Genomic DNA, 12,413 nt, shown 5'->3' on the forward strand with positions numbered 1-12,413 from the left:
GTATATTCGCCTCCTTGTTTCAGCTTACTGCTGACCGCCGTACATTGCATTTACGGCCGCGGTCGCTTCCTCTCCGCCGGCAGCATGCCAGTTTTTGACGAGCGTATCGAAATAATCGATGCTTTCCGAGCCCATAATGATCTTCGTGAAGCCTTCCGTCAAAATGTCATCGAGCGTTGAACCGTATTTGGCAAGCTCTTTCGGCGGCGCTCCCCACATTGCGGTCTTGATATATTGATTGTTGTCGAGAATGGATTTGGCAAGACCGTAAGCAGGTTTCGGCGAGCCTTGCTGCAAATAGTCGCCCGTTGCCGCCGGAGTGCCGTTAGTCAAAAATTCAACGCTGTTATTGTATTTTTGCCACATGCCGCTTGTCGTGAATTTGCTCGTATCCTTTGATTTCAGCGCTTCGCTCACTTGCGAGAACTGCTCATAATCCGTCATTGGATTAATGATCTTGAACGCGCCCGTAACGTGAGCAATGTCTTTGTCCAGCATGGCGGAAAGCGTCTCAGGCGTTTCATTGCCGGTGCCTTCGTCGAGAATGTATGCATAGAAGTTAAGAAGCTTGATGGCCGCTTCAGGATGCTTCGACTTCTTGTTCACGACCGTGTAGGAGCCGTTCGCGAAAAATACGGATTGCGTCGCCACTTGACCGTCGACGGTCGGAATCAGATACGGGTAGAACACCGCTTCTTTGCCCTGATTGGTTACCGTATCGACGCCAGGGTTATAGCCCCACCATTGATAGTACGGCTGCATCCCGGACTTGCCGGATACAACGCCGGAGTTCATCGCGCTGAAATCTTTAATCGGGAATTCCGGATCAATAAGTCCAAGCTTGAACCATTCGGCCCATGCCGCAAGGGCATCCTTCATTTCCGGCTGCACCGAGCCGTACGCGAGCTTGCCGTCGGCGCCTGGAATCCACATGTCCGGATGCGCTCCCCAGCCGATTGCGAGCAGATTTAAGTAATCCAGCGTCTGGTCGACCGCAATTCCGTATCCGCCCTTCGCTTCCTTGAACTTCAGCGCAATGTTTTTGATATCGTCAATTGTTTTCGGATCGGGAAGGCCAAGCTCTTCTTTCCAGTCATTCCGAATCCAAATGTAGTCAGGCTGGTCGATGAATCCCCAGTGCATTTGCGGAATGCCGTAAAACTTGCCGTCCTTTTTGCCTGATTCGTAACTGGCGCTGTCCGCCTCCATATAACCCTTCAAGCGTTCTGACGCATATTTGTCGAACACTTCCGTCAAATCCATAATCATATCCGCTTCGATCAACTGCTGCAGTTGCGTAGCGTTGACGTGGAACACATCGGGCAATTGGTTGGACGAAATGGCAAGATTAAGTTTCGTATCGTATTCGTCGGTTACCCAATCCGTCACGACGTCAATATTGAACCGTTCCTTGTAGGCGCGAGTCCAAATGTTGCTGGCCATATTGTCGCCTTCCGGGAATTGTGCCGAGGAATATTCAGCTCTAACGGTATGAACAGTGACCGGCTCCTCATAGGCTCCGAACGCGTAATCGACTTCGCCTTCTTCGTTCACCGATTGCTCAGGCGCAGGCGAGTTCTTCGAATCATTCTCCTTATTTGCGGAATTTCCGCTGCATGCCGCCAGAAAGACGAGCGTCAGCACCGTTACGATAGTCAACAGCTTTTTACTCATGTTTAGCCCCCCATTTGTCATTTGTAGGATACTAGTTTATTGTAAAAAAAACAGACAATCGGATAAATCAACGCAATTGACAAGTTGCTGTTCTTTTCTTTACTCGTTGGAACGAGCTCTCCGCATTCATGGCCCAAAAGTAAAAATAATGGATGTGCACCTAAAAAAAGTGCAAGAAGCAGTGTAATAAACATCCTTCAATCAAATCATGACAAAACAAACAATCCTTCTCTTGCGAGAAGGATTGAGGTCAATTGCCAAAGCTGATTAAGTTGTCGGTTGCGTCTCCATATCGCCGGCTCTGTCAATCGCATGCTGTATTTTCTCCAATTCGCCTTCCAGATCGGCTCCTCTGAGATACTCATTCAGACTGTCGATCACCGACAACTGCAGCGACTCCGTCGACACCATATGCGGCCAATAAATCATTGCTTCTCTGCCTGTCATTAGATCGGATATGCGCCGTACAATGGGGTCATGGAGCGAAACGCCGCTAACGGAAGGTACAGCCATCACTTTATCCGCCAGCTTTTCTTGAATCTCTTTTCCGTTCATATAGGCCAGAAATCGCTTGGCTTCTTCCGGATGCTCGCTGCTCCCGCTAACGACTTTATAGGAGCCGATATTCAGGTTCGGAATCGTGTGCTCCTTTCCGGGCACCATCATAAAGTCGATTTCCTGTCCGGTTCCGCTCGCATTCAGCTCCGATAGATCCCAGGTACCGGTAATGATCATGGCAGCCTTGCCGCCTGTAATCAGATCTCTTGACTGTTCATGCTTGAGCTGTTCCCAGTCGTCCGGCACAAAGCCGCGATCGATGATTTCCTTTGTCATCTTCATGGCGTTAATTAGTATCGGATGCTCCGTTTTCACAAGGCCCTGCTCCAGCTCTGCGGTCCAGGCCTCACCCGCGCCGGCATTAGACATAAGCGAACCGAAAAAAAATTGCGGAACCCACCATTCGGAATTAAGCGCTATCGGAACGATTCCTAGAGTCTTCAACTTTTCGCATAGCCGAATAAACTCATCCCATGTTCCAGGTACAGAAAGCCCAAGCTCTTGAAACATCGTTTTGTTATAGAGCAATCCGTCCGTATGCATCATACCGGGAACGCCGTACACGCGACCGTCTAAGGTGACCGGCTCCAAAGCCGCCGGCAAAAAATCGTTCAAAAAATCCTCGTCGCTCAAATCCAAATAGACGTTGTCATCCAGCCGCCTGAGTTCCTCGAACAGACTGGGCGACCACACGTCGAACACGTCCATTTGCTCGCCTCCGAGCAGTCTTGTCTTTAAGCCGGCCATATAATTAATGTTCTGAATATGATCAACCTCAATGCGTATCCCTGGATTCAAAGCTTCAAATTCGGCGATAGCATCGAAGTAATAGCTTGCCGTCTGCGACGAATCCAGCATGAAGCTTGTATATCTAAGCACGACAGGTTTAGGCGGCGTTTCCGTATCGGAACGTGCTGCCGGGTCGTTCTCTGAACAACCTGTCAACAGAACGGCAGCCGCTGCGCCAATCCACAACAAAAGCTTTAAACCTCTTGCCACCGAACCGTCCCCCTCGTTTATGCGCCTCGGTGCTCCATTTCGATCGAGTACTCTTCCACAGGCAAACAAATGCGGAACGTCGTGCCGGCTCCCTGAGCGCTATTGCAATCGATTCCGTATCTATTTCCGTAATGAAGCTGAATCCGGCGCTGCACGTTATGCAGGCCGATACTTTCCCCATTATCCGCTTCCCCCGCGAGCGAGGCCTTGATGAGCCTTAACGTTTCCTCGTCCATCCCTTCGCCGTTATCATGAACGTCAATCGTAAAACAATGGTCGCCGCGCGCAATGCGAATCGTTACGACGCCATCCTCTTCCGTTTCCGCAAGTCCATGAAAAATAGCGTTTTCGACAATCGGTTGAAGAATCAGCTTAGGCATTCGTTGTTCGAGCAGCGTATCGTCCGCAAACACATCCATCCGAATCCGGTTATAATATCGAACCTGCTGAATGGTCATGTAGTTCCGCAAATTATCGAACTCTTCGCGTACGGATACCATTGCGCCCTCAGCGCGGGCGGCATAACGCAGCATGGCAATCAACGCATCGGTCATGACCACAATGGTGTCGGCCTGCTGCATCGAGGCGATCCACTTCACCGATCCGAGCGTATTGTACAGAAAATGCGGGTTGATTTGGGATTGCAGCGCTCGAATTTCCGCGGCAGCCTTTTTCATTTCCTCCTGCTGAATTTGAGAGACTAGTCCTTTCAGCTCGCGGGACATCCGGTTGAACCTTGTCGCTAACAATCCGATTTCGTCGCGTGAATGAATGTCTTCGACATGCTCGAACTGCCCCTTCTCCACTAGCAAAATGTTGCTCATCAGCTTCTTGATAGGCCTCGTTATGACGCTTGACAAGTAGATTGAAATAATCGCGAGAAACAGGAGCATCAGAACCGCCAGAAGATAAATGTTTTGCCGCAAAAGATCGCCTTCCGCCGTCAACTCGCTCTTCGGCATATAGAGATAGGTCGTCCATCGCTGCCGATCGAACGGGCTGGCCACGATAATATGGTCGCGTTTATCCGGCTGAATCGTTTCCGTAAACTTTTGTCCGATAAGACCGGTATTGGCATTGAAAATAATGTTATCCGCCTCGTCCACGATCGTGAACCGCGAACGCAGCGCCTGCTGCAACCTGCTGTTGACGACCTCGATGACGCTCAGATCGATTCGCACAACCATAATCCCGAGCAGAGTACCGCTATCCATATCCAATATTTTTCTGGCATGAGAGATGGCGAGCTTCTTGCTTTTTGTCTGGTGGTCGACATGCGTATCCAGCGTCATCATCTTGCTGTTCGTTCGACACCTGAAAAAACTTGAACCATTCTTCTTCCTTCGCATCATAGCTGTAATCGTAGGGGAGATCGGTGCCGACGAACAAGTCCTGCCCCCCGTTCAAGTTATAGATGTAAAAGGAAATTTCCCGGTCCTTCATCATAATGTAGTTCATCAGCATGCCGTAAGCCGTGTTCTCGTTCTCCTCGTTGTCGTCGCGCAAATATTCCTGAAGCGGATAATTGTCTTCGGCTGCCGCCTTTACGCTGCTGTTCATGCCGAAGCTGGCAACCAGAGATATTTTTTCCACTTCCTTTAGATAATCGTCGATGCTGACGTTCGTCTGATTGGCAATATCCATCAGCAGCTCCGTATACTTTTGCTCAAGCAGCCGCTGGGATGAAGCGTAAGATATAACCGTCATGACGAAAATCGGCACGATAATGACAGTCAAGCATATAATCAGCATTTTCGATTTGATACTAATGAATGGAAATCGTTTTCGCATACATCGTCTCGCATTCCAAGGCCGCGACGGACCGTATTATCCGCGATAATCTTCCGGACTGACTCCGACGACCTTCTTGAATATTTTGCTAAAGTACGTGTAATTATGATAGCCGACTTTGTCAGCCACTTCGTACACTTTAAATTTACGGCTTTCCAGAAACGACTTCGCCCGGTCAATCCGGATGCGAGTCAAGCAAGAAATGAAGTTTTCCCCCTTCTCTTGCTTGAAGATTCGGCTTAAGTACGAGGGATTGACGTTAATTTGACCGGCAACGCTCTGAAGAGAGATATCCTCGGCATAATAACGGTGCATCATCTCGACCGCCATGTCCGCATAGCTTCTTTGCTCTGTCGAGCCGCTGTCCGCAGCTAAGCAAAGTGTTGCATAATCAAGCACAATGCGGTGAACGTCATCCCAGGTCTCTGCGGAAAGGACCGCTTCATAAGGAAGCTTGTCCGCAACTTGAAGTCGGGGCCTCGTCAAATAGCTCATATGCGCTCCGACCATTTCGGCCAGTCCCACGTACGCCTCGCGGATCATGCGCTCATTCGCCCGTTTGGCCGCTAATTCGCCTCGGAAATCGATCAGAAACTCTGTCAACTTTGCCTCATTATTGCTATCGAGAACGCGGCGCAACGCAAGATCTTTTGACTCGTTCGCTTCGCTTGGCTCAGGCGCTATAATCTCCTCATTCGGACAATCCACCTTGTCTTCAAAGAACAAAATATATCCGTACCCCGCAAAAAAACTGCGTAGGAGCGCGTTATCAGCTTCCCGATATGCTGCTTTCATATACCGAAATCCCGGAACGACGGAGCTTACGCCTATTGTGATAGACATATTCATAAAATCCTTCATCGTCCGTTGAATGGCTCCGCAAAGCTTGGCGATGTCCGAGCGCGCATCCCCCAGTGTATTGGCAATCAGCAAATATTCAGAGGAGCTTTCGACGACCAGCTCCTTGCGCCATTTGCCCGGAATAATCTCCTCCAATATATTGAGAATGGAGAACCTTAACAGCTTCTCATCCTTCTCCACGTACTTTTGACGTATACTCGCGAATCGGTCGATGCGAAGCTTGACGACCGTCAAATCCTCCGAACGCAAGCGCGACTGCAATTGCTCTGCCTTCTCGGCCGCTTCACTATCGCCCAGTAAGCCGCTGATCAGGTCTTTATACAAGCTTTCCTTCAGATGGGATAAGCTTTGCGAAATGTGCGAGGTCAGCAGCATATTCGGTTTCGCGCTTCCTCCGAGCTCCCACTTCCGCCTGATACCGGCAAGCAATTCGGCCAGAGCATCCGCTGTTATCTCGCTTTTGATCAAGTAATCGATTGCGCCAAGCTGCAGCGCTTCCTTCACATACCGGAATTCGTCAAAGTTGCTCAATATTACGTATTTGCAATCGGCAACCGTTTTTGATGTTTCCCGGATCAGCTGCAAGCCGTCCATGACGGGCATTTTGATATCCGTAATGATCAGATCAGGTCTCAACGTTTGGGCTAATTCGAGCGCTTCCTTGCCGTTCTCTGCCTCGGCGGCGATTCGGAATCCGTGCGCTTCCCAATCGATCATAGAACGGATGCCGATACGCATTAACAATTCATCATCCACTATCATTAGCTTTAACATTGGGATCCCTCGTTGTGATAATATGATTTACGCGGATTTCGAACAATAGAAACCGCTTACATAAAAATGGTTTGCGCATCGATTAATAGTAACTTCACTATACACTCTGTTACTCATTCCGTAAATTACGATGCTGAAATTTGCAGCATCGCCCCATAACAAAAAAGATGGAACAGATATTGCATCCGAACCATCTCTATTCTCTTCTATTGCTGCCCGAGCGGACTCACTGTATCCTCGAACGGCTCGACATGGACATGAACGCTCATAATATTGTGCTTCTTGCCCATCTTCTTCTCAATCTCGTCGCTAATGCGATGGCTTTCGATCAACGATAACCCGGGATCAACCTGTACGATCACATCAATCAGCACATTGCTCCCATGTACGCGGGCTTTTATATCTTTGATCGACTTGACCCCTTTCGTTCCGGCAATCATCGAACGAAGCGAAATCAGCTCCTTTGCATCGAAGCCGTCAGTAAGCGCATGAGTCGAGCTATAGAAGATTTCCCAAGCCGTTTTGCAGATGATGACGCCTACAAGGATGGCCGCTACAGGATCTAGCCACGGCAGCCCGAACTGAGCGCCGATGATGCCGATAGCCGCGCCGATACTGACAAGCGCGTCGGACAAATTGTCCTTTGCCGCCGCGAGCAAAGCCTGGTTGTTGATTCGCAGAGCGAGCCTGCGATTGTACATGTAAACGGCAGCCATGCAGACTGCGGCGAACAATGCAACCCAAGCCGAGATCAGATTAGGCACGTGCTTCTCCGCCTCGAACAACGATTTCACCGCATCGATAAGCACTTGTAAGCCTACCGTAGCCATAATGAAGGATGCTATGAGCGCTGCAATGGTCTCCGCTCGAAAGTGGCCGTACGGATGATCCTTATCCGGAGGCTTCTGAGAAATCCGAAGTCCGATTAATACGGCCGCCGATGCCACAATATCGGTCAAGTTATTGTAACCGTCGGCTACGAGCGCGCCCGATGCGAACCAATAACCTGCTCCGAGCTTAAGCGCAGATAGAACCAGATAAGCACCGATGCTGACCCAAGCGCCCTTCTCGCCCTGCTTAATATCATCGTAACCAGTCAAAGCATGCCCTCCCACTGTTTCATCAGCCATTACCGCTGCCATTAGATCGCACCATATATGAACATACTGGTATCATACCCGAGCAATCCGATTTGGGTCTAGAGAAACAGTGTTGACCAGGTGCTTAGATTTATGCATGCGGCCAAGTTTTTTGACCTTATCCAAGCGTAAGGTTTCATCTAATTCCAGCAATTAGTCTCTGTATTTCTTCAACACAATAACTGCGTTGTGTCCGCCGAAGCCGAATGAATTTGACATCCCGATGTCTAAATCGGCGTGACGTGCAACGTTCGGCACGAAATCCAAGTCGCATTCCGGATCGGGCTGCTCCTGATTAATGGTCGGCGGAATAATGCCGGTACGAAGGCTCAAAGCCAAGGAGATCGCTTCCGCACCGCCTGCGGCACCAAGCATATGACCGGTCATAGATTTGCCTGCCGTTATCGGCACTTGCTTGGCATAATCGCCGAACAGCCTCTTAATCGCAACCGTTTCCGACTTGTCGCCGATCTCAGTGCTTGTCGCATGGGCGTTGATTACATCGACATCCTCCGGTTTAATTCCTGCATCCTGAAGCGCCGCCTTCATGGCAAGATAAGCACCTCTGCCTTCAGGATGAGTCGCGACCATATGATAAGCGTCGGAGCTTGCGCCATAACCAATGACTTCCGCTACAATAGGAGCATTTCTCCTTCGAGCATGCGAGAGAGACTCGAGTACAAGGATGCCTGCTCCCTCCGCCATGACAAAGCCGTCTCTGCCGGCGTCGAAAGGTCGGCTTGCTCGCTCAGGCTCATCGTTCCTCGTCGACAGCGACGTGGCGTTGCCGAAGCTCGCTAGCGATATTTCCGATATAGCCGCCTCTGCGCCTCCAGCAAACATCACGTCTGCATATCCTCCCTTGATGAGCCGAAACGCTTCGCCGATGGCTGTATTGCCTATCGAACATGCCGTTACCGGTGACATCGTCGGGCCAAGCGCGCCATACTTAATGCTGATCATCGCAGCAGCCATATTCGAGATCATCATTGGCACCAACATCGGACTTACCCGCTCCGGCCCGCGTTCGCGAAGTACGCCGTCCTGCTCAATCAGCGTCTGGATACCGCCAATGCCAGATCCCACATAAACGCCCATTCGCTCAAGGTCTATCTCTTCCAGCTGAATTCCGGCGTTATGAAGCGCTTGTTCTGCCGCAGCAAGGGCATATTGAGTAAACCGGTCCATCCGGCGCGCTTCCTTGCGCCCAAATAGGCTATCTTGATCAAAGTCTCTCACTACTCCTGCTATTTTGGACTTGAACCTTGCGGTATCGAATTGATCGATATGCGTAATACCGGAAGCGCCTTTGATCAATTTGCTCCAGTAGCTGTCAACGTCATTGCCAAGCGGCGATACGACGCCCATCCCCGTCACTACAACTCTCTCCATCCTATTTCCTCCTCGAATAACGATTATGGAGGTTATCATGTCATAGAAGTTATCCTATTACAAGTTGTCATTTATTATAGTATAATCAGTACCACGATAACGATAATAAAGGATGTCGCCAGCCATGAATCATTCCACAAGACTGCAAGTGTTGTCCCAATTTCTCAAGACACAACGGGCGAAGCTGCAGCCCGAAGCGGTTGGCCTGCCCGCCGGTACTCGCCGCAGGACGCCTGGTCTTCGCAGGGAAGAGGTCGCTCAGCTGGCAGGCGTCAGCTCTACCTGGTATACATGGCTGGAACAAGGCCGCGATATCAAAGTATCAAGCTCGGTCTTAGACGCCATTGCAGCTGCTCTGCAGCTAACGGTCGATGAGCGCAAATATTTGTACGCGCTGGCGCTTGATGCTGGACCAGGCGCGACCTCCTTTAAGCAGGAGGATCTGCCTCAGCCGGAAATTAGCGCGCCCTTACAATACATGCTGCGTGAGCTTCGTTATTGTCCTACGATTATATCGGACAGACATTGCCAGATCGTCGGCTGGAACGAAGCGGCCTCGCATGTCTTCTTGGACTTCGATCAGATCCCGCCCGATCAGCGCAATATGATACGGCTGCTGTTCACACGCAAGGAGTTCCAGCGACTGGCGGTCAATTGGGAACAATTCGTTAGCGGCTACCTCGCTATCTTCCGTGCGTACTACGGGCAATATTTTGAGGATGAGTGGTATGAGCAATTCCTTGAAGAGATGAGTGCGATTCATCCGAATTTCAATGCGCTATGGGAGCAAAGCCGAGTTAGCTCCGCACCGGAAGTGCTGCTTCAATTCCGCCATGCCAAAGCCGGCAAGATGCTGTTCCATCTCACCTCGCTCCAAGTGCACGGAAGCGCCGACCTGCGCTGCAGCGTCTACACCCCCGCTCCCGAATCCACGACGGAGAGTAAGCTGAAGCAGCTTATGGACTGAACAATTAAAAAAACAGCCGAAGCTTCGAAAGCCCGGCTGTTGCTACGTACTTATGCATTTATTTCGCGATTTCGTAAATATCGTATAGCTCATCCAGCATCAGGTTAGCTGCAATTACGCCGCCGGCCGTATTCCAGATCGCATCGTTCACTTGGATCGCTTTGTTGTTTTTCACAACGTTAAGGCTTTGCCAGAGCGGATCCTTCAACATCTCTTCTTCCATTTGCGATCCTTTGCCATCGCCCGTCTCATATGTGAAGTAGAACAGCATATCCGCATCTACTTCCGGAATGCGTTCCTTCGTAATTTCTTCTACGAACGTATCCTTATAGCCCATTTGGCTGTCGGGACGAGTTATGCCAAGCTTGCTGAACGCAAGTCCTGTGAACGTATCTCCCAAATAAATGCGGGTTTTGCCTGCCATGAATCGAACAACGGACACTTTTTGATTTAGCTTGTCTCCGGCTTTTCCTTTGAAATCTGCCGTACGAGCGTCGTATTCAGCGATAATTTTGTCGCCTTCCGCGCTTTTGCCTACCGCATCGGCATAGAGCTTGAAGTTGGACTGCCAAGCGCCTCGAAGCGTCTCTGAGAATACAGTCGGAGCAATTGCCTTCAATTGCTCATATACTTCTTCTTGACGCAATTTGTTGCCGATAATAAGATCCGGCTTCAGACCTGCAATCAATTCAAGGTTAGGCTGGCTCTCTTCTCCGACAACCGTTACGCCTTCCATATCCGCTTTGATATGATCATACCACGGCTCGCCCGTCCATGATTTTACTGCCCCAACTGGCTTAATGCCTAGCGCAAGAAGAGCTTCTGTTCCTTCATTCGTAAGCACGACTATACGTACTGGATTTCCTTTGATTTCCGTTTCGCCCATTGCATGAGTAACTTTCCGCACATCAGCCGATTGGTTCTCGCTTGATTGCCCAGCATCCGCCTCATTTGCGTTATTGTTAGCGGACTGACCGCAGCCTGATACGATAACTGCCAATGCCAGCAATGCCGTAACGACAGTCCATGTAAATTTTCCCTTCAATAACTGTAACATAAAATTCCAACTCCCATTCATTTTTGAAAATCATTCTCAAGTTGCACTTCACGAACTATACCAAGCTCGTCCAAGGATGTCAACGTTTAATTGATAATGATTTTCAGATTCATTGACAGAGCCATATCCATCCCCTAAAATGACCTAGTATCCTAATTCGCATTGTAAACATCAAGGAAAGAGGAAATTATGGACACGCTATTAACAACACGAACAGGCAAGTTTGCCGGCCTACTGTTGGGCCTTCTCGTCTTCGCCGCTTGCTTCATCAGCAGCATCGCCTTCGGAGTGGTCAATATTAAACCGCAAACGATTATTGAATCGTACATATCGTATGATACAACGTCACAACAGCATCTTATCATTCAGACGGCTAGAATGCCGCGAGCGCTAATCGCGGCGACAGTCGGCGCAAGCTTAGCCGTAGCCGGCGCTTTAATGCAAGGCATTACGCGCAACCCGCTTGCTTCGCCGAGTATCTTCGGCATTAATGCCGGAGCAGCCTTCTTCATCGTAACCGGCTCCGCTTTCTTTGGCGTAAGCGGCTTCTCAACATTTGCTTCGCTTGCGTTCATCGGTGCAGCGGTTACTGCCGCCCTCGTATACATTCTAGGCTCAATCGGCAACGACGGACTGACTCCGCTTAAGATTACGCTCGCGGGCTCGGCTATCACCGCGTTCTTTTCTTCCTTGTCCATGGGCGTACTGCTTACGGGCGGTCAAACGTTCGACCAAGTTCTTTATTGGTTCGTCGGCTCGGTTGCGGACCGAAGCATCTCTATCTATCAAGCAGCAGCGCCATTCATGTTGCTTGCGCTAATCGGAGCTTTTATTTTAGCCCGACATATGAATGTGCTTGCGCTTGGGGACGATGTGGCCGTCGGACTTGGTCAGAAAACCATTTACATCAAACTGATTGCGGGCATTCTTGTCGTATTGCTGGCAGGCGGTTCCGTCTCAATGGCTGGACCGATTGCCTTTATCGGTATTATCATCCCGCATTTGGTTCGTTACATGGTCGGCATCGACTATAAATGGATGATCCCATATAGCGCGGTTTATGGCGGCATTCTGCTGCTGGCAGCCGACATCGGCTCTCGTTATATCGCTTTTCCGAAGGAAGTTCCCGTCGGCGTTATGACCGCCATACTCGGTATCCCATTCTTTGTGTATATCGCTAGAAGAGGGGGGCGCTCTTAAT

10 protein-coding genes are annotated in these 12,413 nt (G+C 50.0%); 2 read left to right on the forward strand and 8 right to left on the reverse strand.

Going from position 1 to position 12,413, the window contains the following annotated elements:
• Positions 1–24: 24 nt before the first annotated feature.
• The 7 genes from V8F51_RS01325 to fabF all read right to left on the reverse strand — a co-directional run bounded on the left by V8F51_RS01325 (position 25) and on the right by fabF (position 9,188).
• Entirely contained in the window at positions 25–1,674 is a 1,650-nt protein-coding gene (locus V8F51_RS01325) for an extracellular solute-binding protein (protein ID WP_337098227.1), read from the reverse strand.
• A 267-nt stretch (positions 1,675–1,941) separates the two neighbouring features.
• Positions 1,942–3,231, reverse strand: coding sequence for an ABC transporter substrate-binding protein (locus V8F51_RS01330; protein ID WP_337098228.1), 1,290 nt, complete (start codon positions 3,229–3,231; stop codon positions 1,942–1,944).
• Between the two features lie 17 nt (positions 3,232–3,248).
• On the reverse strand, positions 3,249–4,526 hold the full coding sequence (locus V8F51_RS01335; protein WP_337098229.1) for a sensor histidine kinase: 1,278 nt from the start codon (positions 4,524–4,526) through the stop codon (positions 3,249–3,251).
• Complete coding sequence (locus tag V8F51_RS01340; RefSeq protein ID WP_337098230.1) at positions 4,438–4,983, reverse strand: hypothetical protein; 546 nt, start codon at positions 4,981–4,983, stop codon at positions 4,438–4,440. The genes V8F51_RS01335 and V8F51_RS01340 overlap by 89 nt, the downstream gene beginning before the upstream one ends.
• A 75-nt stretch (positions 4,984–5,058) precedes the next feature.
• Positions 5,059–6,657: a response regulator gene (locus tag V8F51_RS01345; protein WP_337098231.1), complete on the reverse strand. Its 1,599-nt coding sequence runs from the start codon at positions 6,655–6,657 to the stop codon at positions 5,059–5,061.
• Positions 6,658–6,863: 206 nt separating this feature from the next.
• Positions 6,864–7,757 carry a cation diffusion facilitator family transporter gene (locus tag V8F51_RS01350; protein WP_337098232.1) on the reverse strand — a complete coding sequence of 298 codons (894 nt, stop codon included), beginning with the start codon at positions 7,755–7,757 and terminating at the stop codon, positions 6,864–6,866.
• A 192-nt stretch (positions 7,758–7,949) separates the two neighbouring features.
• Complete coding sequence (fabF, locus tag V8F51_RS01355) at positions 7,950–9,188, reverse strand: beta-ketoacyl-ACP synthase II (RefSeq protein ID WP_337098233.1); 1,239 nt, start codon at positions 9,186–9,188, stop codon at positions 7,950–7,952.
• A gap of 124 nt (positions 9,189–9,312) precedes the next feature.
• Here fabF and V8F51_RS01360 point away from each other — a divergent pair, with 124 nt between their 5' ends.
• Positions 9,313–10,155 carry a helix-turn-helix transcriptional regulator gene (locus V8F51_RS01360; protein WP_337098234.1) on the forward strand — a complete coding sequence of 281 codons (843 nt, stop codon included), beginning with the start codon at positions 9,313–9,315 and terminating at the stop codon, positions 10,153–10,155.
• Positions 10,156–10,213: 58 nt separating this feature from the next.
• Here the strand turns inward: V8F51_RS01360 and V8F51_RS01365 are convergent, their stop codons facing one another.
• A complete protein-coding gene (locus tag V8F51_RS01365; protein WP_337098235.1) occupies positions 10,214–11,212 on the reverse strand; it encodes an ABC transporter substrate-binding protein in 999 nt (332 codons plus the stop codon).
• Between the two features lie 189 nt (positions 11,213–11,401).
• Between V8F51_RS01365 and V8F51_RS01370 the strand changes: the two genes are divergently transcribed.
• Positions 11,402–12,412 (forward strand): FecCD family ABC transporter permease, encoded by a 1,011-nt coding sequence (locus tag V8F51_RS01370; RefSeq protein ID WP_337098236.1) that lies wholly within the window; start codon positions 11,402–11,404, stop codon positions 12,410–12,412.
• Position 12,413 lies beyond the last annotated feature (1 nt).

The sequence above is a fragment of the Paenibacillus sp. YIM B09110 genome (genome assembly GCF_037167145.1).
GTDB lineage: Bacteria > Bacillota > Bacilli > Paenibacillales > Paenibacillaceae > Pristimantibacillus.